Raw genomic sequence first — 22,249 nt, forward strand, 5'->3', positions numbered from 1 at the left:
GCAGTCCGCGTCCAACGAACCCGCCGGACACACAAAGTGACGCCCCGCCGGAGAACACAGGTCACCGGCGGGGCGTCAGGTCAGCGCGTGTCCCGGTGAACCACCCGATTGGGCGGTGTGCCGGAGCGGTTCGCGGGGCGGGGCGTCAGCCGCCGACCCGGACACCGAACTGGAACGTGCCCATGTAGTTCATCGACTCGTAGCGCACGCTGGCACCCGGCTTGGGGGCGTGCAGGATCGTGTTGTTGCCCACGTACAGGCCCACGTGCGACAGGCTGTTGAAGAAGACCAGGTCGCCCGGCTTGAGCTGGCTGCGGCCGATCTTCGTGCCGTCGTTCTGCTGGGTGTAGGTGGTGCGGGTGATGTCGACGCCGGCCTGGCGGTAGGCCCACTGGGTCAGCCCGGAGCAGTCGTACGAGTTCGGGCCCTCGGCGCCGGAGACGTACGGCTTGCCGATCTGCGTCGCGGCGGCGGCGAGCGCCTGGCCGCCGAAGCCGGACGCGGGGGCCTCGCCACCGAGGTCGACCCGCACGTTGGCGGCGCGGCTGGCGCGCTGCTCCTGCTCCCGCTCCTGCTCCGCGATGCGGTCACGCTCGGCCTGGGTCAGGCTGTTGAGGAGGGCGCGGGCGTCGGCCAGCTTGCCCTGGTACTTCTTCTTCTTGTCCCCGAGGGTCTTGCGGACGTCCTCGAGGTCGGTCAGCTTCGTGGTCGCCTCGGCGCGCTGCTGGGCGAGGGTCCGCTGCTTGGCCTGGATCGAGGTGAGCACGTCGGCCTGCTGAGCGCTCAGCTGGTCGATCGCGGTCGCCTTGTCGAGGTACGTGTCCGGGTCGGCGGAGAGGAAGAGCTGGAGCGCCGGGTCGATGCCACCGGAGCGGTACTGGGCGCTGGCGACGGAACCGATCTGGTCGCGCAGGGTGTTGAGCTCCTGCTGACCTCGGGCCACCTTGTCCTGGAGGTCGCCGATCTCCTTCTGCAGCTTCCCGCGGCGCTCGTCGGCGAGGTTGTACTGCTCCGTGGCCTCTTCGGCCTCGTGGTGCAGCTTGTCGACCTTCGTCTTGACTTCGTCGATCGTGGGCTTGGGGGCCGCCTGGGCACCGGTCTGGGCGGAGAGCGCGACGGCGGCGGCCGCGGTCGCGGTGAGCACGGTCACGCGGGTGCGGCTGGGCTGCTTGGGTCGACGGTGGGACGCCACGAAGGCGAGCTCCTTCTTCCTCAGAGCCGCCCAACCGGTCAGGTGCAGGCGGTCCCTCCGCTGCCACCCCGGATGGGTGATCAACCGCGCGAAGGTTCGAAGGCCGACCCTAGTGACCAAGTTGTGATCAGTTCAAATCCCACCGGCAAAAATATTGCCCACACGGCACTTTGTTTACTCGCACCACACGGGCAGTGATGGCCGTTTGACGGTGCGCCATCCAGAATTCGGGCATAACGCCCAGGAGTTGTGACTCTCTACGAGAGCCGCGAAAGCCGCTTCAGCAACAATGCGGACGAGACGGGCCTCGCGCCCGCCTTCGCGACTCCGTCGGCCACCTCGCGGTCGGTGGAGACCACCACCACGGGCCGCCCCGACGGCTCGGCCCGCACCAGCTGCCGGATCAACTCGTCCGCCGTGACACCGGGCTTGGAGAACAGCACCCGCACCCCGCGCGGCGGCGCGAGCAGCACCGGGGCCGCCAGCTCCGCCCCGTCGAAGACACAGGTGACCTCGGCGCCCGAACGGGCCGCGAGCGCCGACAGGCTCCCGAGCAGCCGCAGCCGCTGCTTCTCCAACGGCATCGTCGGATAGCCGGTCTTGGTGACGTTGTAGCCGTCGACGACCAGATGGGTCTGCGGCAGCGTGAGGAGTTGGTCGAGCAGCGCGGGGTCGGTCTCGGAGAGCGCCCGCGTCGCGATGTCCTTCGGGGACATCCGCCCCGGCTCGACCGCGTCCACGGTGTCCGCGGGATGCACGGAGACGGGCGGCAGGGCGAGTTCACGGCGCAGCCCCTGGGCCGCGTCGAGGACCGTGTCGAGCAGCAGCCGCAGCCGCATGTCCTCCACCGAGCGGCCCTCGCGGGCGGTCCTGCGGCTCGCCTCCAGGGCCGCCTCGACCTCACCGAGCCGGGCCTTGAGCCGCCGGCTCTCGCTCTCGGCGGCCGACACCTGGGCCGCCGCCTCCGCCTTCGCGGCGTCGATCTCGCCCTGCGCGCGGCGCATCGCGGCCTCGCCGCGCTTCACGTCGCTCTGGGCGCTGCGCAGCTTGCGGTGAAGCGATTCCGCTTCCTTCCGGGCGGCCTCCAGATCGTGGCGCAACTGCTCCGTCTCGCCCCGGGACCGGTCCCGCGCGGCGGCCAGCTCCTCGCGCAGCCGTTCCAGTTCGCGCCGGCCGGCCTCGTCGGCCCGCTCGGCGTCCGCCCGCAGGGCCTCCTCGCCCGCGGCGGCCACGAGCTTGACCCAGCCGGGCGGGCGCAGCACGTAGGCGGCCGCGGCCACGTCGACCGGGTCGGCGGCGGCCGGCGGGGTGCCGGTCTCGACGGCTCCGGCCAGTTCGGGCTCCGACTGCTTGAACCGCTCGCCGATCCGCTGCCGGAAGAGCGGGTCGCCCTCCAGCGCGGCCGCCATGGCGTTGCCGGCGAACTTGGCCCGCCGGCTCGCGGTGAACCGGGCGTACTGACGGAGGGGGGCGGGAAGCTCCGCGACGGTCAGCCCGCCGAAGGCGTCCGCGACCAGCGCGACGACCCGCCGACGTACACCTTCCGTCAGTGGGTGGTCGAGCGTCTCGGCAGCGTCACCTGCCGCGCCGGCCGGCTCTCCACCGTGCGCGGGCTGCTCCACGATCCGTCACCCCTATGTCGTCCGCGCCGTCCCTCAGGAAGCGGCGCCCGGCCTGTCCACCAATTCGATCTGGTCCACCGCGTTGCACCAGCGGCAGCGGACCGACTCGATGGTCTCACTGACCACCTGCCGCTCCTCGACCGTCGGGTCTCCCGCGAGGTCCAGATGGACGTACTCGACGACCTTCGACGAGCGGGTCACGTCGAAACGGGTCAGGTTGCCGCAGAGCGTGCAGCGCCAGCGGGTCTCGGCGGTCGGCAGGGGAACCGTCGTCATCGAGCCGTCCTTCTTCCTGTTGCGTGGTACTCAGGTGCGGGAGCCGCGGTGCGCCGTCGAACTGCGGTCGTACTGCCCGTTACCCTACGGCCTCGCCGCGCCCCGCCGGTGCGCCGGGGCACGGCGAGGCACTCTGTCCAGTTCGGCCCCGGTACGCCATCATCTGTCCATGATCGACTGGCGAGCGGCGACCCTCGGTGCCTGGCGGGGCACACGCGGCGGCCCCACGGTGACCTACGGCCTGATCGCCGCCTGCTGCCTCCTCTTCGTGATCGGCCCGGTCTCCGGACTCAATCCGGCGTACGGCACGGGTGACGAACTCCTGGCGGCGCAGGGCGCGTACTTCCGCCGCTGGGGCGTGGTCCCCGCCGAGCTGATGAGCGGCGAACCGCACGCCCTGCTCACCCCGCTGACCGCGCTCTTCATCCACGGCAGCTGGCTCCACCTGCTGGGGAACATGCTCTTCCTCTACGTCTTCGGCGCGATGGCCGAGGAGCGCATGGGCCCGGCCGGGTTCGCCCTCTTCTACCTGGGCACCGGCTACCTCGCCCTGCTCGGGTACGCGGCGGCCCACGCGAACAGCGAGCAGACCCTCGTCGGGGCGTCGGGGGCGATCTCCGGGGTCCTCGGGGCCTTCCTCTTCCTCTTCCCGCGCTCCCGGGTCACCAGCCTCTTCCCCTTCCTCTTCTTCCTGCCGCTGCGCTTTCCCGCCTGGATCGTGCTGATCTTCTGGTTCGTGCTCCAGTGGCTGGCGGCGCGGGCGGCGGGGCCGGGTCCGGGCGTCGCCTATCTGGCCCATGTGGTGGGCTTCTCCGTCGGCTTCCTCTACGCCTGGGGCCGCTACCGGGGTGGGGATAGAGTGAAGGCTCCAGCCGCGGCGACCGAGGGAGAAAGCCAGCCGTGATCACCGCGATCGTGCTCATCAAGACCAGCGTGGACCGCATCCCCGAGATCGCCGAGTCGATCGCCGCGCTCGACAGCGTCAGCGAGGTCTTCTCGGTGACCGGCACGTACGACCTGATCGCCATGGTCCGGGTCTCGCGCCATGACGACCTGGCGGACGTCATCCCCGGCAGCATCAGCAAGATCCCGGGCGTCGAGGCCACGGACACCCACGTGGCGTTCCGTACGTACTCCCAGCACGACCTGGAGGCGGCCTTCGCCATCGGCCTGGAGTCCTGAGGCCGCACACGCGTCATGGGTGAAGGGGGCCTCCCGATCGGGAGGCCCCCTTCACCCATACGAGTGAGTGCTCAGCCGCGGTCCGGGACGCAGCGGCCGTCCTCGGTACGGTACTTCCACTGCGCGCCGTCCCGGACGAGCTCCTTCACGGCGCCGACGAACCGCTCCACGTGCTCGTCGGGCGTACCGGCGCCGAAGCTCACCCGGATGGCGTTGAGGGACCGCTCCCCCGGGGCCGCCTCGGGGGCGCCGCACTCCCCCTGGGTCTGCGGGTCGCTGCCGAGCAGCGTGCGGACCAGCGGGTGGGCGCAGAACAGACCGTCGCGGACGCCGATGCCGTACTCGGCGGAGAGCGCGGCGGCGAAGTGGGAGCTGTTCCAGCCGTCCACGACGAAGGAGATGACGCCGACGCGGGGCGCGTCGTCGCCGAAGAGCGAGAGCACCTTGACCTCGGGGACCTCCGCGAGGCCCGCGCGGACCGTCTCGATCAGGTGCTGCTCCCGGGCGACGAGCTGGTCGAAGCCGGCCTCGGTGAGCGCCTTGCAGGCGGAGGCGATGGAGTAGACGCCGATGACGTTCGGGGAGCCGGCCTCGTGGCGGGCCGCGGTGGTGTGCCACTCCACGTCCACGCCGCCGTCGGCCCGCCGCGCCACCTTGCGGGAGGCGCCGCCGCCCGCGAGGTACGGGTCGGCGTCCTGGAGCCAGTCGGAGCGGCCCGCGAGGACGCCCGAGCCGAAGGGCGCGTACAGCTTGTGTCCGGAGAAGGCGACCCAGTCCACGTCCAACTCGCGTACGGAGACGGGGTGGTGGGGCGCGAGCTGGGCGGCGTCGAGGACGATCCGGGCGCCGTGGGCGTGCGCGGCGGCGGCGAGCTCCTTCACCGGCCACAGCTCACCGGTGACGTTCGAGGCGCCGGTGACGCAGACCAGGGCGGGGCCGTGAGGGTCGCGGTCGGCGAGCGCCCGCTCCAGGGTCTCGACGGCCTGCGCCGGGGTGCGGGGCGCGTTGAGGTAGGTGACGCGGGCGTCCTGCCACGGAAGGAGCGAGGCGTGGTGCTCGGTCTCGAAGACGAAGACCTCGCAATCGGCCGGAACGACCCGGGCCAGCAGGTTGAGCGAGTCGGTGGTGGAGCGGGTGAAGACGACCTGGTCGCCGGGGCGGCAGTCGAGGAACTCGGCGACGGTGACCCGGCTGTTCTCGAAGAGGTCGGTGGAGAGCTGGGAGAGGTAGCCGGCGCCGCGGTGGACGCTGCCGTAGTAGGGGGCGTACGCGGCGACGTCGTCCCACACCCGCTGGAGGGCCGGCGCGCTGGCCGCGTAGTCGAGCGCCGCGTAGGTCACCTCGCCGCCGGTGACGAGCGGGACGGTGACGTCCCGGCCGAGGACGGGCAGCGGGGCGGCGCAGCAGGGGTCGGCGGAGTCGGCGACGGTCTCGACGGCGGCGTTCGGGTATGCGGACATGGCGGTATCTCCCGGCGGGCGGTGCGGAATGGCTTCAGTGGAATCCGTACGCGGCCGGGGATGGCGGGGTACGGGTGATGCCTCGGAGGGCAACGGGTACGCGGGTACGCGGAATCGGCCCTGTTCCGAGGGTGAAGTAGGGGCGGACTCGCCCTATCGCATTCGCTTGCTCACGGAAAAAGCTCCTCGAGAGACCAGGACCCCTGGTGTGTCGAGGGGCCCGCGCTTGCCGTAGACCTCGCTGCCTACGGCCTGGTCTTCACCCGGGGCACCCCGCCACGGACGGAGGGTTGCCGGACAGCAAGCCGGGGCTTCGTAGCTGTCACTCATGACCTGACATGCATCCTGCCACATGATCGCGCATGCGCAAGACCCCGGTCCGCATACTGGACCGGGGTCTTGGGGGAACGACTACGCGTTGCTGGCGGCGATCCAGCGTTCCAGCACCTGGCGGGCGGCGCCGGAGTCGATCGACTCGGCCGCCCTCGCGATGCCGGCGCTCAACTGCTCCACGAGAGTGCCCCCGCCCGCTTCGAGCGCCGTGAGCGCCGCCGCCGCGTTGAGCAGGACCGCGTCCCGTACCGGCCCGGTCTCCCCGGCGAGCAGCCGACGGGCGACGTCCGCGTTGTACGAGGCGTCCGCGCCGCGCAGCGCCTCCAGGGGTACGAGGTCGATGCCCACGTCCCGCGGGTCGAAGCGCTCCTCGGTCACCGTGCCGCCGCGGACCACCCACACGCGGGAGGTGGACGTGGTCGTCAGCTCGTCCAGGCCGTCGTCGCCGCGGAAGACCAGGGCCGAGTTGCCGCGCTCGGCGAAGACCCCGGCCACGATCGGCGCCATGCGCGCGTCGGCGACTCCGACGGCCTGGGCCCGCACCTTGGCCGGATTGGTCAGCGGGCCGAGGACGTTGAAGGTCGTCCGGATGCCCAGCTGGCCGCGCGCGGCGGCGACGTGCCGCAGCGCCGGGTGGAACTTCACCGCGAAGCAGATGGTGATGCCGGCTTCCTCGGCGACCTCGACGACCCGCTGCGGGGTCAGGCCCAGGTTGATGCCGAGCTTCTCCAGGACGTCGGAGGAACCGGAGGCGGAGGACGCGGCGCGGTTGCCGTGCTTGACGACCTTCGCTCCCGCTCCGGCGGCCACGATCGACGCCATCGTGGAGATGTTGACGGTCTTGGCGCCGTCGCCGCCGGTTCCGACGATGTCGACGGCGGGGCCCGGCACCTCGATCACGTTGGCGTGCTCGTACATGCTCCGTACGAGGCCGGTGATCTCCGCGACCGTCTCGCCCTTGGCCCGCAGCGCCACCATGAATCCGGCGATCTGGGCGTCGGTGGCCTCGCCGCGCATGATCAGGTCCATCGCCCAGGCCGTGTCGTCGGCGGCGAGGTCGCGGCCTTCGAGCAGGCCGTTCAGGAGGGCGGGCCAGGAGCGGCCCGCCGACGTAGGTCCTCCAGCGGGGGTCGCAGCGCTCATGGCAGCTCCTGATCGTCACGTAGGGAATACAAGGGTCACCCTATCGACCCCCGGAGACGGCGAAGAGCCCCGTCCATCGAATGGACGGGGCTCTCACCGTGGCGACCTACGTCATCGGAAGGTCAAGGTGATCAGTGGTGGCCGTGGCCGCTCTGGATCTCCTTGTACTCCTCCGAGGTGGGCTTGGCGACCTGGCTGTCGCCGCCGTAGTAGCCCTTGTTGAGCTTGACCCGGAGCTTCTCGATCGCGCCGATCTTGCGCTCCACGCCGTTCTCGTCGACGGCCGGCGGCAGCTCCGCGGGCTCGTACTGCTCGTGCGCCGTGAGGCGGTGCAGCTCGCCCTGGCTGAGCGGCTCGTGGACCTCGACGAACTCACCGTGCGGCAGGCGCTTGATGATGCCCGACTCGCGGCCGTGCAGCACCTTGTCCTTGTCCCGGCGCTGGAGGCCGAGGCAGATCCGCTTGGTGGCGATGAACGCGATGACCGGGCCGACGAAGAAGAAGATCCGCACGAACCAGGTGATCGAGTTGATCGACAGGTGGAAGTGGGTCGCCCAGAGGTCGTTTCCACCACCCACGAGCATGATCATGTACGCGGTGATCCAGGCGACACCGAAGCCGGTGCGCGTCGGAGCGTTGCGCGGGCGCTGCGAGATGTGGTGCTCGCGCTTGTCGCCGGTGATCCAGGACTCGATGAACGGGTAGACCGCGATCGCGCCGAGCACCGCCGGGAAGATCGCCAGCGGGATCATCACGCCCAGGACCAGCGTGTGGCCCCAGAGGTTGATCTCCCAGCCCGGCATGACACGGATCAGACCCTCGGCGAAGCCCATGTACCAGTCGGGCTGGGCGCCGGTGGACACCTGGTCCGGGCGGTACGGGCCGAGGGCCCAGATCGGGTTGATCGAGGCGATCGCCGAGATGACCGCGATGACACCGAAGACCAGGAAGAAGAAGCCTCCGGCCTTCGCCATGTACACGGGCAGCAGCGGCATGCCGACGACGTTCTTGTTCGTGCGGCCGGGGCCCTCGTAGTGCGTGTGCTTGTGGACGACCACCAGGATGAGGTGGGCGACCACGAGGCCCAGCATGATGCCGGGCAGCAGCAGCACGTGCGCCGAGTAGAACCGGGCCACGAAGTCGCCGCCGGGGAACTCCCCGCCGAACAGGAACATCGAGAGGTACGTGCCGACGACCGGCACGGACAGGATCGCGCCCTGCATGAAGCGGACACCGGTGCCGGAGAGCAGGTCGTCCGGGAGCGAGTAACCGGTGAAGCCGGTGAACATGCCCAGGAAGAACAGCAGGAAGCCGAACAGCCAGTTGATCTCACGCGGCTTGCGGAACGCGCCGGTGAAGAACACGCGCATCATGTGCACGAACATGCCGGCGAGGAAGATCAGCGCCGCCCAGTGGTGGATCTGCCGGATCAGCAGACCACCGCGCACCTCGAACGAGATGTGCATGGTCGAGTTGAACGCCTCGGACATCAGCTGTCCCTGGAGCGGGACGTACGGTCCGACGTACTCCACCTCGTTCATCGACGGGTGGAAGAACATCGTCAGATAGACGCCCGTCAGGATGATGATGAGGAAGCTGTAGAGGCAGATCTCGCCCAGCATGAAGGACCAGTGGTCCGGGAAGATCTTCCGCATGTTGGCCTTGGCCAGCGTGTAGATCCCCAGGCGACCGTCGGCCCAGTCGACGACCCGCTCGCCGGCGGGTGCCTTCTTGTTCGTATCGGTCACGGTGCTCATCCGCGCTCCCAGAAGGCAGGACCGACGGGCTCGTCGAAGTCGCCGAGCGCCTCCAGGAAGCCCTTGTCGTTCACGCCGATCCGCAGCTGCGGGAGGGCGTGACCGGCCGGGCCGAAGATGACGCGGGCGCCGTCGGAGAGGTCGAAGGTGGACTGGTGGCACGGGCAGAGCACGTGATGCGTCTGCTGCTCGTACAGGGAGATCGGGCAACCCACGTGGGTGCAGATCTTCGAGAAGGCGACCACGCCCTGGTGCGACCACTCGAGCTCGCGCTTGTCCTTGATGTCCTCCGGCTGGATCCGGACGATCATCAGGGCGGCCTTGGCGATCTCGGTCTGGAAGTCGTGGTCGTGCTCCGACATGCCCTCGGGCATCGCGAAGGTCAGCGAACCGACCGCGACGTCCTCGGGGCGCAGCGGCTCATGCGTGTTCATGTTGATGAGCTGCTTGCCCCTGGCCCACTTGGTGGTCCGGAGCTTCTTCTCGGGCAGCGGGCCCATGTCACGCAGGAGCATGACGCCGGAGAGCGGGACGAGCGCCAGCGCACCGAACATCGTGTTGCGGATGAGCTTGCGACGGCCGAAGCCGGACTCGGCGGCACCGGCCGCGAAGTCCGCCAGGACCTGCGCCTTGACCTCGGGCGACGCCGCGATCGGGTGACGCTCGTCGGCGACCTCGACGTCGGACATCAGGGTGCGGGCCCAGTGGACCGCACCCGCGCCGATGAAGAAGAGCGCCGCACCGAGGGTCAGACCCAGCGCGAAGTTCAGCGAGGACACCCGGCCGAAGGGCCAGATGTACACGATGTGGTCGACCGGGAAGATCACGTACGAGGCGATGAAGCCGACGGTGGCCAGCATCGACAGCGTGAACATGAAGGCGACCGCACGCTCGGACCGACGGGCGGCACGCTCGTCGATGTCCTGGATGCGCGGCTTGTGGGGCGGGAGGCCCGGGTCGGCGAACGGGTCGTCGGCGACCTTCACCGCGCCGTGCGCGGTGTCCTGCCCGGCGGGCAGGTTCTCTTCTGGAATCTCTTGGGTACTCATGACTTCTTGGCCTTAGCGGTGTGGGCCGCGACCCAGATGGCAACTGCGATGAGCGCACCCAGACCGAAGATCCAGGCGAACAGACCCTCGGAGACGGGGCCGAGGCCACCGAGCTTGAGACCGCCCGGGTTGTCGGCCTTGTCGCTGTTGACGGCCTGGACGTACGCGATGATGTCCTGCTTCTGCTTCTCCGGCATGATCGTGTCGGGGAAGGAGGGCATGTTCTGCGGGCCGGTCTGCATGGCCTCGTAGAGGTGCTTCGGGCTCACGCCTTCGAGGCTCGGGGCGTACTTGCCGTTGCTCAGCGCGCCGCCCTCACCGGTGAAGTTGTGGCACTGGGCACAGTTGGAGCGGAACAGCTCGCCACCCTTGGCGACGTCCGCACCGTCAGGGCTGTACTGGCCCTCGGTCGGCGTGATTGCACCGGCACCGAGAGAAGCCACGTACGCCGCGAGCTGATCGATCTCAGCCTGCGAGTAGATGACCTTCTTCTTTGGGACCTGGGCGCCCGGCTGCTGGGCCGGCATGCGGCCCGTGCCGACCTGGAAGTCGACGGCGGCCGAACCGACGCCGACCAGGGACGGGCCGTCAGTGGTGCCCTGACCGCCGGTTCCGTGGCAGCTGGCGCAGCCGACGGAGTAGAGCTTCTTGCCCTCCTCGATCGCGAGGGACTGGGCGGTTTCATCGGCCTTCGCCGTGCCCGCGGGCGCGAACGCGGCGTACAGCCCCCCAGTGGCCGCCAGCGCGAGTAGGAGGACGACGACCGCCGCCAGCGGATGGCGTCGTCGTGCGGAGAGCTTTTTCACGGATTACCCCGGTGTCAGGATCTTCTGCGTCGATGCTTGCTGGATGTCTCGGTCCGCCGTGTCGGCGGGACCGATTACTTGATCATGTAGATCGTGGCGAAGAGGCCGATCCAGACGACATCGACGAAGTGCCAGTAGTAGGACACGACGATGGCGGCGGTTGCCTGCTCGTGGGTGAACCTCTTGGCGGCGTACGTCCGGCCGAGGACCAGCAGGAAGGCGATGAGACCGCCCGTCACGTGCAGGCCGTGGAAGCCGGTGGTCAGGTAGAACACCGAGCCGTACGGGTCCGACGAGAGCGAGAGGCCCTCGTGCTTCACCAGCTCGGTGTACTCGAAGACCTGGCCGCCGATGAAGATCGCACCCATCACGAACGTGATGATGAACCACGACCGGAGCTTCTTCACGTCGCCCCGCTCCGCGGCGAAGACGCCGAGCTGGCAGGTGAGTGAGGAGAGCACCAGGATCGTGGTGTTGGTCGCCGAGAACGGGAAGTTCAAGGCCGAGGCCTTTTCCGCCCAGAACTCGGGACCTGTCACCGATCGCAGGGTGAAGTACATCGCGAAGAGGGCCGCGAAGAACATCAGCTCGGAGCTCAACCAGATGATGGTTCCGACGCTGGTGAGGTTCGGTCGATTGACCGACGGGTGCGCGTGCCCTGTTTCTACTGTCGTTACTGTCGCCACGACCGACATTATGTCGGTCGCTTATCCCGCCCTCACTCCGGGGGGTGCCGTTCGGAGTGTCAGAGGGGTGTGTCCAGCCCGAACGGCCCATCGGAAGCCCCTTCGAACAGGTGCTGAACGGGTGTTGACGGGGTGTGGACCGGAGTAGCATCCCGCGCATCGATCGACGACCTTCCCACGGACTTCCCCACGGAGGAACGATGCAGTCGAGTGCCACGGTCCTGGTCTACAGCGACGACGCGAACACCCGCGCGCAGGTGCGCCTCGCCGCGGGGCGCAGGCCCGCGGCCGACGTGCCCCCGGTCGCGTTCGTGGAGTGCGCCACGCTGCCTGCGGTGCTGAAGCGCCTGGACGAGGGCGGCATCGACGTCTGCGTCCTGGACGGCGAGGCGGTGCCCGCCGGCGGCATGGGTGTCTGCCGGCAGATCAAGGACGAGGTCTTCCGCTGCCCGCCGGTGCTGCTGCTCATCGGGCGCCCGCAGGACGCCTGGCTGGCCACCTGGAGCCGCGCGGACGCCGCGACCACCCTCCCGGTGGAACCGGTGGAGTTCGCGGCGTCCCTGGCCGCCCTGCTGCGTTCCCGGCTGTCCCTGGACGCGTAACCCCCAGGCGAGTGAGCCGAAGGGGCGCGGCCGGGGGAACAGTCCCGAGCGCGCGGAGGCCCGTGAGGAACTGGGGGTCCCCCCGCCGAAGGCAGGGGGAGGGTCGAGCACGGTCGGGACTGTGAGCCCGGCTTGAGCGCCCCGTGGGGGTCCCCCCGGCGAAGCCAGGGGGAGAACCGAGCCCTAGAAAGAGAGCGGCCGGAGGCGGGCCTTGGCGTCCTCGGTGGCGGTCGGGTCCCCCGACGCCTCCACCAGGGCGCTGCCCTTGCGCCACTTCTCCCACGGCATGTTCCAGTCGCCGAAGCCGTTGCCGAAGGTGTCCATCGTGTCGCCACGGCTGTTGACGGTCCTGACGATGTCGCCGGGGCGGACGGTCTTGTAGAACCAGGCCGCGTTCCCGGTCGACATGCCGACACAGCCGTGGCTGACGTTCGCCACGCCCTGCGAGCCGACGGACCACGGCGCGGCGTGGACGTATTCACCGCTCCATGTCACCCGAGTGGCGTAGTAGACCGGCAGGTCGTACGACTCGGCACTGCCCTCGGCTATGCCGACGCTGGTGCCGCGCATCCGGACGTAGTACTCCTTGCCGAGCACGACCTTGATGCCGTTGCGGGTGGAGAAGCCGGGCTTGCCGGTGGTCACCGGAATGGTGTTGATCACTTCTCCGTTGCGCCGCACGGTCATGTAGTGCGACCCGGCGTCCGCGACAGCCTCGACGCGGTCGCCGATGGAGAGCTTCAGCGGCTTGGACGCGCCGCCGTAGAGCTTGTCGCCCACCTTGAGGCCGTCCAGGTTGGCGGTGGCCGTGACGAGCGCGCCGGCGGGCCAGTACTCCTTCGGGCGGAAGTGCAGCTTCTTGTCGTCCACCCAGTACCAGGAGCCCTGCACGGCGGGTGTGGAGCGGACCTTGAGGGCCCGCTCGACGACGGCACGGGCCGCCCGGTCCTTGACGGGGAGGGCGAGGTCCGCGGTGATCGGCTGTCCGACGCCGTAGGTGCCCGCCTCCGGCCCGAAGGCGACGGTCAGGGCCCGCTTGGCCGGAGCCGTCTCGAACGTGTACGTACGGGCGCCTGGAGCCCCGTCCTCGTCCTCGGTGGCCACCCGGACCGTGTAGCGGGTGCCCGCCGCCAGAGCGGCCGTGGAGCGCCAGCGCTGCCCGTCCGCGGTGAGTTCGCCCGCCAGATGGCGGTCGGCCGCGTCGGTGACGGTGACGTCGGTGATCCGACCGCCCTCGCCCTTGGCGGAGATCTCCAGGGGCTTCTCGGGGTCCGCCTTCGCGCCGCCGACCGCCGCGCTGATGGCGAGCTGGTCCGCCGCGTCATAGGGCTTCACCGACAGCGGATGGCCGTCGGAACCCGCGCACGCCGTGGCGGCTGCGGTGACGGTGACGGCCAGAAGAGTGCAGCTCAGAACAGTCCGAATGCGCGGCGTGTCGTTCATGACATCACCGTAAGAACAATCCCCGGCGTGGGCGCGTCGAGTGCTGCAAACGAGGGGCCCGGACACTTCGGTGACGAAGTGTCCGGGCCCCTCGGTGTGCTCCGGTACGGAGCGGGGTACCGCTACTGGTTCTGGTTCTCGCCGCGGTAGAACTCGAAGACCCAGCCGAAGAGGCCGACCAGGAGCAGCGGGAACGAGAAGTACAGGATCCACCAGCCCATCGCGACGGCGAGGAAGGCGAGCGCACCGCCGACGGCCAGCGACAGCGGCTGCCAGCTGTGCGGGGCGAAGAAGCCCACTTCACCGGCCTCGTCCGCGACGTCGGCTTCCTTGTCGTCCTGCGCCATCGCGTCGACACGCTTGGCCGTGAAGGCCAGGTAGTAGCCGATCATGATGGACAGGCCGAAGGCCAGGAAGAGCGCCGTCGTACCGACCGGCTCCTTGGACCAGACGCCGTAAAGGATCGCCATGGCAAGGATGAAGACGCTCAGCCAGATGAACATCTTGCCTTGGATCTTCACTTGCCGGCCTCCTTGCTGCCCGCGAGGGCCTCGACGGCGTGGCCCTTGTTCTCGAGCTGGTCGACAGCCGCGATCTCAGGGTGGTGCAGATCGAACGCCGGGGATTCGGAACGGATCCGCGGCAGGGTGAGGAAGTTGTGCCGCGGCGGCGGGCAGGACGTCGCCCATTCGAGCGAACGGCCGTAGCCCCACGGGTCGTCGACCTCGATCTTCTTGCCGTACTTGGCGGTCTTCCAGACGTTGTACATGAACGGCAGGATCGACAGACCGAGCAGGAAGGAGGAGATCGTCGAGATCGTGTTCAGCGCGGTGAAGCCGTCGGCGTCGAGGTAGTCCGCGTAACGACGCGGCATGCCCTCGGCACCGAGCCAGTGCTGCACCAGGAAGGTGCCGTGGAAGCCGATGAACAGCGTCCAGAACGTGATCTTGCCGAGGCGCTCGTCCAGCATCTTGCCGGTGAACTTCGGCCACCAGAAGTGGAACCCGGCGAACATCGCGAAGACCACGGTGCCGAAGACGACGTAGTGGAAGTGCGCGACGACGAAGTACGAGTCGGAGACGTGGAAGTCCATCGGCGGCGAGGCCAGGATGACGCCGGTCAGACCACCGAAGGTGAAGGTGATCAGGAAGCCGATCGTCCAGAGCATCGGTGTCTCGAACGACAACGAGCCCTTCCACATCGTTCCGATCCAGTTGAAGAACTTCACGCCTGTCGGTACGGCGATGAGGAACGTCATGAAGGAGAAGAACGGCAGGAGCACGCCGCCTGTGACGTACATGTGGTGCGCCCACACGGTCACGGACAGGCCGGCGATCGCGATCGTCGCGGCCACCAGACCGATGTAGCCGAACATCGGCTTACGGCTGAAGACCGGGATGATCTCGGAGACGATGCCGAAGAACGGCAGCGCGATGATGTACACCTCGGGGTGGCCGAAGAACCAGAAGAGGTGCTGCCACAGCAGCGCTCCACCGTTGGCCGCGTCGAAGATGTGCGAGCCGAACTTGCGGTCCGCCTCCAGGGCGAACAGCGCAGCCGCCAGGACCGGGAAGGCGAGCAGGACCAGGACACCGGTCAGCAGCACGTTCCAGACGAAGATCGGCATGCGGAACATCGTCATGCCCGGAGCGCGCATGCAGATGATCGTGGTGATGAAGTTGACCGAACCGAGGATCGTGCCGAAGCCGGAGAAGGCCAGACCCATGATCCACAGGTCGGCGCCGACACCCGGCGAGCGGACGGCGTCCGACAGCGGGGAGTAGGCGAACCAGCCGAAGTCGGCGGCACCCTGCGGGGTGAGGAAGCCGGCGACCGCCATGATCGAGCCGAAGAGGTACAGCCAGTACGCGAACATGTTCAGCCGCGGGAACGCCACGTCGGGCGCGCCGATCTGCAGCGGCATGATCCAGTTCGCGAATCCGGCGAACAGCGGCGTCGCGAACATCAGCAGCATGATCGTGCCGTGCATCGTGAACGCCTGGTTGAACTGCTCGTTCGACATGATCTGCGTACCCGGACGGGCCAGCTCGGCGCGCATGAAGAGCGCCATCAGGCCGCCGACGCAGAAGAACGCGAACGACGTGACCAGGTACATCGTCCCGATCGTCTTGTGGTCGGTGGTGGTCAGCCACTTGATCACGACGTTGCCGGGCTGCTTGCGCCGTACGGGCAGCTCGTTCTCGTACGAGTCCTCAGCTGCGGCGGCACCCTGGGTTTCGTTGTGGATGCTCACAGTTGGTTCTTCTCCGCATTCCTGGCCGGGTCCGTCTGCTCGATGCCAGACGGGATGTAGCCGGTCTGCCCCTTCTCGGCCAGCTCCTTCAGGTGCTGCTGGTAGCGCTCCGGAGAGACCACCTTGACGTTGAAGAGCATCCGGGAGTGGTCGACGCCGCACAGTTCGGCGCACTTGCCGAGGAAGGTGCCTTCCTGCGTCGGGGTCACCTCGAAGGAGTTGGTATGACCCGGGATGACGTCCTGCTTCATGAGGAAGGGGACCACCCAGAAGGAGTGGATGACGTCACGCGAGGTCAGGACGAACCGGACCTTCTCGCCCTTCGGCAGCCACAGGGTCGGACCCGGGTTGCCGGTCTGGGGGTTCCGGTCACCGGGGATACCGGCGTCGTAGACGCCGCCGGCGTTCGCCGGGAAGTCGTCCTGGAACTTGTCCGGGATGGCGGCGAGGTTCGGGGCCGTCTTGGCGTCACCCGTCACACCCGGCACGTTCTCGACGTAGTTGAAGCCCCAGCTCCACTGGTAGCCGACCACGTTGATGGTGTGGGCGGGCTTGTCGGCGAGCGACAGGAGCTTCGACTCGTCGCGCGCGGTGAAGTAGAAGAGGACCGACACGATGATGAGTGGCGTCACCGTGTACAGCGCCTCGATGGGCATGTTGTACCGCGTCTGCGGGGGTACCTCGACCTTGGTACGGCTGCGCCGGTGGAAGAAGACGGACCACAGGATCAGCCCCCAGACCAGGACGCCCGTGACGAGCGCAGCCGCCCACGAGCCCTGCCAGAGGGAGAGGATCGTGGGTGCCTCTTCCGTAACCGGAGTGGGCATACCAAGGCGGGGGAAGTCTTCCCAGTTGTACGAGCAGCCGGTGGCTGTCGCCAGGATCAGGCCCGCAGTCAGCACCTGCGGCAGCTTCCGCCGCATCGGGCGCCGCGACGAGCGGTCGGAGCCGTTGGGACTCACGTAGCGCCTTCCCGAGAGTCTCGGCCCGCGCTTGGTCGGCCACGGCCGTCCGTCTCGCTGGTCGGTCGCCGCCCCGTGCCGCGGGCAGGGGTTTGGATGTTTATGCGGACCAAACCCTACTGGACGCTATTTGGGGTCGCGCGGGGAGGGTGCCCAACGCGCCGTCCGAGTCCCCGAAGGGGTGGACTCCGGGGTTCCGGAGGGGGGTCCCAGGCGGCCGTTCGGCGGTCTGGCGGCGTACCGGAGCGCACTTCTGACGAGGACTCACGAGAAGCGGACGGGTGTGCGGGCCGGGCGCGTCGGGCGTGTCGGACGGGCGGGGGCGGGGGCGCGGGAAGGGAGGGGTGGAACGTACGCGGGGAGGGTGGGACGTACGCGGGGAGGGGCGGGGCGCACCCGGAGAGGGGCGGGGCTCGCGCCGGCGGCTTCGGGCCGCAGGCCGGGCGGGGCAAGGCGCGCGGCGGCCGGGGCCCGACCGGCGGGCCGGTGGGGCGGGGGTGCCGGTCGGGGCGTGGGGGGAGGACCTACCGTGGGCGGATGCCGTATTTCGACGCCGCGTCCGCCGCTCCCCTGCACCCCGTCGCCCGCCAGGCGCTGCTCGCCTCCCTGGACGAGGGCTGGGCCGATCCGGCCCGGCTGTACCGGGAGGGGCGGCGGGCCCGGCTGCTGCTCGACGCGGCGCGGGAGGCCGCGGCGGACACGGTGGGGTGTCGCCCGGACGAGCTCGTGTTCACTCCTTCGGGGACGCGCGCGGTTCACGCGGGGATCTCCGGAGCCCTCGCGGGCCGTCGGCGTGCCGGGAACGGGCTCGTCGTGTCGGCGGTCGAGCACTCCTCCGTCCTGCACGCGGCCGAGCAGCACGCGGCGGCGGGCGGCGTCGTCACCGAGGTGCCGGTGGGCCGGTCCGGCGCGGTGGACCCGGCCGTCTTCGCGGCGGCACTCGGCTCCGGGGACTCCGGGACGGCGCTGGCGTGTCTCCAGTCGGCCAACCACGAGGTGGGGACCGCGCAGCCGGTGGCGGCGGTCGCCGAGGCCTGCCGGGCGGCGGGCGTGCCGCTGCTCGTGGACGCGGCCCAGTCGCTGGGCTGGGGACCGGTGGAGGCCGGCTGGTCGCTGCTCGCGGCGAGCGCGCACAAGTGGGGCGGGCCGGCGGGCGTGGGGCTGCTCGCCGTCCGGAAGGGGGTGCGGTTCGCTCCCCAAGGCCCTTCGGACGAAAGGGAGTCGGGGCGGGCGCCCGGCTTCGAGAACCTGCCGGCGATCGTGGCGGCAGCGGCCTCGCTGCGGGCGGTCCGGGCGGAGGCGGCGGCCGAGGCGGCGCGGCTGCGGGCCCTGGTGGACCTGATCCGGGCGCGGGTGCCGGAGCTGGTGCCGGACGTGGAGGTGGTGGGTGACCCGGTGGACCGGCTCCCCCATCTGGTCACGTTCTCCTGTCTCTATGTCGACGGAGAGACGTTGTTGCACGAGCTGGACCGGGAGGGTTTCTCCGTTTCGTCCGGTTCGTCGTGTACGAGTTCGACGCTGACGCCCAGCCATGTGCTGCGTGCGATGGGGGTGCTGAGCGAGGGGAACGTCCGGGTGTCCCTGCCGGCCGGCACGGCGGCGGAGGACGTGGACCGGTTCCTCGACGTGCTGCCGGAAGTGGTCGCGGGGGTACGCGAGCGGCTCGGCGCGCCGGCGGCCTCGGCCGCGGTCCCGGCGGCCGGTCCCGGCTCGCTCGTGGTGGACGCGCTCGGCCGGCGCTGCCCGGTCCCGGTGATCGAGCTGGCGAAGGTGATCGGCGACGTGCCGGTCGGCGGGACGGTGACCGTCCTCGCCGACGACGCGGCGGCCCGCCTCGACATCCCGGCCTGGTGCGAGATGCGCGGCCAGGAGTACGTGGGCGAGGAGCCGTCCGCGCGGGGCGGCGTCGCGTACGTGGTGCGGCGGGTGGCCTGAGGGCCCACCCGCCGCACCTCACCCCGGGGGTGTCAGGCCAGGTGGGACTGGACCTCGGCGGCGGCCTCGTCGCCGTACGCCTTGGTGAAGCGGTCCATGAAGTTGGCGCGGCGCAGGGTGTACTCCTGCGTGCCCAGGGTCTCGATGACCAGGGTGGCGAGCATGCAGCCGACCTGGGCGGCGCGCTCCAGGCCGACGCCCCAGGCCAGACCGGTCAGGAAACCGGCGCGGAAGGCGTCACCGACGCCGGTCGGGTCGACCTTCGCCGTCTCCTCGGGGCAGCCGACCTCGATCGGGGTCTCGCCGACGCGCTCGATGCGTACGCCGCGCGAGCCGAGCGTGGTGATCCGGTGGCCGACGCGGGAGAGGATCTCCGCCTCGGTCCAGCCCGTCTTGGACTCGATGAGGCCCTTCTCGTACTCGTTGGAGAAGAGGTAGGTGGCGCCGTCGAGGAGGGTGCGGATCTCCTCGCCGTCCATGCGCGCGATCTGCTGCGAGAAGTCGGCGGCGAACGGGATGGACCGGGAGCGGCACTCCTCGGTGTGCCGGAGCATCGCCTCGGGGTCGTCGGCGCCGATCAGGACCAGGTCGAGGCCGCCCACGCGGTCGGCGACGGCCTTGAGCTCGATCAGCCGGGCCTCGCTCATGGCGCCCGTGTAGAAGGAGCCGATCTGGTTGTGGTCCTTGTCCGTGGTGCAGACGAAGCGCGCGGTGTGCAGGACCTCGGAGATCCGTACCGAGGAGGTGTCGACGCCGTGCCGGTCGAGCCAGGCGCGGTACTCGTCGAAGTCGAAGCCGGCGGCGCCCACGAGGAAGGGGCGGCTGCCGAGCTGGCCCATGCCGAAGCAGATGTTGGCCGCGACGCCTCCCCGGCGCACGTCCAGGTTGTCGACAAGGAACGAGAGGGACACCGTGTGGAGCTGGTCGGCCACGAGCTGGTCGGCGAACCGGCCGGGGAAGGTCATGAGGTGGTCGGTGGCGATGGAGCCGGTGACTGCGATACGCACGGAGGGCGCTCCTGCGGGAAGGCGGTAATGACAGTTCACGCTACCGGGTGAGGGGCGCGCTGCCGAACAGGGGAAACTACCCCAGAGTAGGCCTTTTCCCCGGGGCACCCGGATGCATACGGTGCGCCCATGACCATGTACCCCGCTCCCGGTGAGCGTCACGAGTCCGAGCTGAGCCTCGCGCAGCTGCGCGGCGACAGCGCGCGGATGGTCCCGCACTGGGTGACCCCGGCCCCTCCCTCCCCCGCCCCGGTCTCCCCCGCGCTGATCCACGGGGTCGTCGTACCGGCCGCCTCGGCGCGGCTGATCGACGCCACCGCCGAGTACGGCGGCTGACGGAGGGAACCGTCCGCCCGTCCGCTCCGTCCCATCGGTGGCTTCCACAGGGATGTCAGGGTCCGAAGGAGCGATGCGGTGAGCGTTACGGAGAACGGCCAGAGGCGGCGGAGGCTGCTCACCGCCTCGGTGGCGGCGGGTGTCCTGCTCGCCGGGGGCGGCGGGGTCTACCTCGCCGTCGCCGCGACGGCGCCCGGCGAGGCCGTCCCGGCCGGCAGCCGGGCGGCCGACGCGGCCGCGCCGCCGCTGCTGAGCCTGGAGGAAGGGAGTCCGGGTACGGAGGGCGGCGGTGGTACGGGCGACGGTCCCGGTATCGCCCCCGGCGAGCCCGACCCGGGCGGCGGTCCGAACGGGACCGTCTACACGACCAAGGGCCCACTCCCCCAAGGGCCCTCCTCGGCCGCGGTCCACCGGCCCGAGGGCCTGGTCACCTCCGCGGAGGTGACCAGGCTGGCCGAAGCGCTGGGCGTCTCCGGCAGCCCGGCCCTGGTGGGTGAGGTCTGGACGATCCGGCCCGAGAAGGACGGCTCCGGTCCGCGCCTCGACGTGGCGCGGAAGGCGCCGGGGAACTGGACGTACTCCTGGTACGACGGCGGCCCGGTGGGCGACAGCTGTCTCAAGGGCAAGGCGTGCCCCCCGCCGGGCGAGGCGAAGCCCTCACGCGGCGGTTCGCCGGTGAGCGAGGCGGCGGCGAAGGCGGCGGCCGCGCCCGTCCTGAAGGCGATCGGGCAGGACGACGCCAAGGTGTCGGCGACCCAGGTGATGGACGGCTCGGTACGGGTGGTCAACGCCGAGCCCGTCGTCGGCGGACTGCCGACCTACGGCTGGTCGACGGGGCTCCACATCGGGCCGGACGGCAAGCCGGTCGCCGGGAGCGGGATGCTCAAGGATCCGGTGAAGGGCGACACGTACCCGGCGATCGGGGCGGAGAAGGCGCTCGCCGAGCTGAACGAGGCCTCGAAGGGCACGGGTCCGATCGGCATCGGCGGCTGCGCCACCGACCCGCCGGCCGGGGTGCCGGAGGCCGGGAAGCCGGACACCGGGCAGCCGGACGTCGGGACGCCCGACCTGGGCGAGCGGAAGACCGGGGCGAGTACACCGGGCGCGCCCTGCCAGACGATCGTGGACATGGCGCCGCCGGACCAGGTGCCGGTGACGCGCGCGGTCTTCGGTCTGGCCGCGCAGGACGTGGCCGGGGAGCGGCTGCTCGTACCGGCGTGGCTGTTCACGGCGGACCCCGCGGACGCGGCGCCGTACACGGTGACGCAGACGGCGGTGGCCCCGGAGTTCCTGGCGCCGCCGGTGGAGCCGTCGCCGGCGCCGACGCCGCCGCCCTCGTCCGACGAGGGCACGTCCGTGCCGCGGCAGATCGAGTCGTTCCGGACCGAGGGGGACGGCCGGAAGCTGACCGTCACCTTCTGGGGCGGGGTGTGCAGCGAGTACACGGTGTCCGCGCAGGAGAGCGCGGACCGGGTCACGGTGCGGGTGAAGGAGACGCCCATCGATCCGGACCGGGCGTGCATCGCCATCGCGGTCGAGGTGAGGAAGTCGGTGACGCTCGACCGGCCGCTGGGCGACCGGCCCGTGGTCGACGGGGCGAGCGGGGAGGCCGTACCGCGCCGCTGACCCCGTCGGGTCGTACACGGCGGCACACGCGTGAGGGCGGCGGCCCGGGGAATCCCGGACCGCCGCCCTCACGTTCGTGCGGTGCTGCGACCTAGCTGAACGAGTCGCCGCAGGCGCAGGAGCCCGTGGCGTTCGGGTTGTCGATCGTGAAGCCCTGCTTCTCGATGGTGTCCACGAAGTCGATCGAGGCACCCCCGAGGTACGGGGCGCTCATGCGGTCGGTGACGACCTTGACGCCATCGAAGTCCTTCACGACATCGCCGTCGAGCGAACGCTCGTCGAAGAACAGCTGGTAACGCAGGCCGGAGCAGCCACCGGGCTGAACGGCGACGCGCAGGGCCAGGTCCTCGCGGCCTTCCTGGTCGAGGAGGGCCTTGACCTTGGCCGCGGCGGCGTCGGACAGGAGGATGCCGTCGCTGACAGTGGTCTTCTCGTCCGATACGGACATCTGCTTCTCTCCCGGTGTGTACGGAGACTGCTTGCCGACAGTGGTAACCGCCGGTGCCCCGGATTCATTCCGGGCCGCGTGAGGTCTTCCTCTCTTCATGCTCGCACACCCTGCCCGCGAGCGCGGACGG

At 70.1% G+C, this 22,249-nt stretch carries 21 protein-coding genes and 1 riboswitch; of the genes, 6 read left to right on the forward strand and 15 right to left on the reverse strand.

All coding sequences use genetic code 11. The features are described 5' to 3' along the window. Positions 1 to 145: 145 nt before the first annotated feature. The 3 genes from OG580_RS09330 to OG580_RS09340 all read right to left on the reverse strand — a co-directional run bounded on the left by OG580_RS09330 (position 146) and on the right by OG580_RS09340 (position 3,090). Positions 146 to 1,192, reverse strand: coding sequence for a C40 family peptidase (locus OG580_RS09330; RefSeq protein ID WP_267043174.1), 1,047 nt, complete (start codon positions 1,190 to 1,192; stop codon positions 146 to 148). 257 nt (positions 1,193 to 1,449) lie between these two features. Further along, positions 1,450 to 2,814, reverse strand: coding sequence for an NYN domain-containing protein (locus OG580_RS09335; RefSeq protein ID WP_267043175.1), 1,365 nt, complete (start codon positions 2,812 to 2,814; stop codon positions 1,450 to 1,452). Between the two features lie 33 nt (positions 2,815 to 2,847). Next, complete coding sequence (locus OG580_RS09340; protein WP_017238847.1) at positions 2,848 to 3,090, reverse strand: hypothetical protein; 243 nt, start codon at positions 3,088 to 3,090, stop codon at positions 2,848 to 2,850. A 169-nt stretch (positions 3,091 to 3,259) separates the two neighbouring features. On the opposite strand from OG580_RS09340, the gene OG580_RS09345 reads away from it, so the two are divergent. Beyond that, complete coding sequence (locus OG580_RS09345) at positions 3,260 to 3,994, forward strand: rhomboid family intramembrane serine protease (protein WP_267043176.1); 735 nt, start codon at positions 3,260 to 3,262, stop codon at positions 3,992 to 3,994. Continuing rightward, positions 3,991 to 4,272: an Lrp/AsnC family transcriptional regulator gene (locus tag OG580_RS09350; RefSeq protein ID WP_024755605.1), complete on the forward strand. Its 282-nt coding sequence runs from the start codon at positions 3,991 to 3,993 to the stop codon at positions 4,270 to 4,272. The genes OG580_RS09345 and OG580_RS09350 overlap by 4 nt, the downstream gene beginning before the upstream one ends. Positions 4,273 to 4,343: 71 nt before the next feature. Here OG580_RS09350 and OG580_RS09355 read toward each other — a convergent pair whose 3' ends face one another. The 6 genes from OG580_RS09355 to OG580_RS09380 all read right to left on the reverse strand — a co-directional run bounded on the left by OG580_RS09355 (position 4,344) and on the right by OG580_RS09380 (position 11,515). Beyond that, entirely contained in the window at positions 4,344 to 5,732 is a 1,389-nt protein-coding gene (locus tag OG580_RS09355; RefSeq protein WP_267043177.1) for an aminotransferase class V-fold PLP-dependent enzyme, read from the reverse strand. A gap of 217 nt (positions 5,733 to 5,949) precedes the next feature. Then, positions 5,950 to 6,066: riboswitch (SAM riboswitch) on the reverse strand. Positions 6,067 to 6,143: 77 nt separating this feature from the next. Beyond that, entirely contained in the window at positions 6,144 to 7,208 is a 1,065-nt protein-coding gene (trpD, locus tag OG580_RS09360) for an anthranilate phosphoribosyltransferase (protein WP_267043178.1), read from the reverse strand. A 131-nt stretch (positions 7,209 to 7,339) separates the two neighbouring features. Next, complete coding sequence (locus tag OG580_RS09365; protein ID WP_267043179.1) at positions 7,340 to 8,965, reverse strand: cytochrome bc complex cytochrome b subunit; 1,626 nt, start codon at positions 8,963 to 8,965, stop codon at positions 7,340 to 7,342. Then, positions 8,962 to 10,014, reverse strand: coding sequence for a Rieske 2Fe-2S domain-containing protein (locus OG580_RS09370; RefSeq protein WP_267043180.1), 1,053 nt, complete (start codon positions 10,012 to 10,014; stop codon positions 8,962 to 8,964). The genes OG580_RS09365 and OG580_RS09370 overlap by 4 nt, the downstream gene beginning before the upstream one ends. After that, positions 10,011 to 10,820, reverse strand: coding sequence for a c-type cytochrome (locus OG580_RS09375; protein WP_267043181.1), 810 nt, complete (start codon positions 10,818 to 10,820; stop codon positions 10,011 to 10,013). Before OG580_RS09375 ends, OG580_RS09370 begins: the two co-directional genes overlap by 4 nt. Before the next feature lie 74 nt (positions 10,821 to 10,894). After that, positions 10,895 to 11,515, reverse strand: a complete 621-nt coding sequence (locus tag OG580_RS09380) for a heme-copper oxidase subunit III (RefSeq protein ID WP_267043182.1) — start codon at positions 11,513 to 11,515, stop codon at positions 10,895 to 10,897. A gap of 191 nt (positions 11,516 to 11,706) precedes the next feature. Here OG580_RS09380 and OG580_RS09385 point away from each other — a divergent pair, with 191 nt between their 5' ends. Beyond that, positions 11,707 to 12,108 (forward strand): hypothetical protein, encoded by a 402-nt coding sequence (locus tag OG580_RS09385; RefSeq protein ID WP_267043183.1) that lies wholly within the window; start codon positions 11,707 to 11,709, stop codon positions 12,106 to 12,108. Between the two features lie 183 nt (positions 12,109 to 12,291). Here OG580_RS09385 and OG580_RS09390 read toward each other — a convergent pair whose 3' ends face one another. From OG580_RS09390 to coxB, 4 genes are all read right to left on the reverse strand, one after another. Next, a complete protein-coding gene (locus OG580_RS09390) occupies positions 12,292 to 13,551 on the reverse strand; it encodes an Ig-like domain-containing protein (protein WP_267043184.1) in 1,260 nt (419 codons plus the stop codon). 122 nt (positions 13,552 to 13,673) lie between these two features. Then, positions 13,674 to 14,072 carry a cytochrome c oxidase subunit 4 gene (locus OG580_RS09395; protein ID WP_267043185.1) on the reverse strand — a complete coding sequence of 133 codons (399 nt, stop codon included), beginning with the start codon at positions 14,070 to 14,072 and terminating at the stop codon, positions 13,674 to 13,676. Beyond that, the gene (ctaD, locus tag OG580_RS09400; RefSeq protein WP_267043186.1) at positions 14,069 to 15,805 is read right to left on the reverse strand and encodes a cytochrome c oxidase subunit I; all 1,737 of its coding nucleotides are present in this window, start codon (positions 15,803 to 15,805) and stop codon (positions 14,069 to 14,071) included. Before ctaD ends, OG580_RS09395 begins: the two co-directional genes overlap by 4 nt. Beyond that, on the reverse strand, positions 15,802 to 16,767 hold the full coding sequence (gene coxB / locus OG580_RS09405; RefSeq protein WP_267043187.1) for a cytochrome c oxidase subunit II: 966 nt from the start codon (positions 16,765 to 16,767) through the stop codon (positions 15,802 to 15,804). The genes ctaD and coxB overlap by 4 nt, the downstream gene beginning before the upstream one ends. Positions 16,768 to 17,304: 537 nt before the next feature. Between coxB and OG580_RS09410 the strand changes: the two genes are divergently transcribed. After that, the gene (locus OG580_RS09410) at positions 17,305 to 18,702 is read left to right on the forward strand and encodes a cysteine desulfurase/sulfurtransferase TusA family protein (RefSeq protein ID WP_267043188.1); all 1,398 of its coding nucleotides are present in this window, start codon (positions 17,305 to 17,307) and stop codon (positions 18,700 to 18,702) included. A 32-nt stretch (positions 18,703 to 18,734) separates the two neighbouring features. Here OG580_RS09410 and OG580_RS09415 read toward each other — a convergent pair whose 3' ends face one another. Continuing rightward, entirely contained in the window at positions 18,735 to 19,709 is a 975-nt protein-coding gene (locus tag OG580_RS09415; protein WP_267043189.1) for a carbohydrate kinase family protein, read from the reverse strand. 129 nt (positions 19,710 to 19,838) lie between these two features. Here OG580_RS09415 and OG580_RS09420 point away from each other — a divergent pair, with 129 nt between their 5' ends. Next, complete coding sequence (locus tag OG580_RS09420; protein ID WP_267043190.1) at positions 19,839 to 20,045, forward strand: hypothetical protein; 207 nt, start codon at positions 19,839 to 19,841, stop codon at positions 20,043 to 20,045. A gap of 78 nt (positions 20,046 to 20,123) precedes the next feature. After that, positions 20,124 to 21,671: a hypothetical protein gene (locus tag OG580_RS09425; RefSeq protein WP_267043191.1), complete on the forward strand. Its 1,548-nt coding sequence runs from the start codon at positions 20,124 to 20,126 to the stop codon at positions 21,669 to 21,671. 91 nt (positions 21,672 to 21,762) lie between these two features. Here the strand turns inward: OG580_RS09425 and OG580_RS09430 are convergent, their stop codons facing one another. Continuing rightward, the gene (locus OG580_RS09430; protein WP_015033024.1) at positions 21,763 to 22,119 is read right to left on the reverse strand and encodes an iron-sulfur cluster assembly accessory protein; all 357 of its coding nucleotides are present in this window, start codon (positions 22,117 to 22,119) and stop codon (positions 21,763 to 21,765) included. Between the last annotated feature and the right edge of the window lie 130 nt (positions 22,120 to 22,249).

The sequence above is a fragment of the Streptomyces sp. NBC_00094 genome, assembly GCF_026343125.1.
GTDB lineage: Bacteria > Actinomycetota > Actinomycetes > Streptomycetales > Streptomycetaceae > Streptomyces.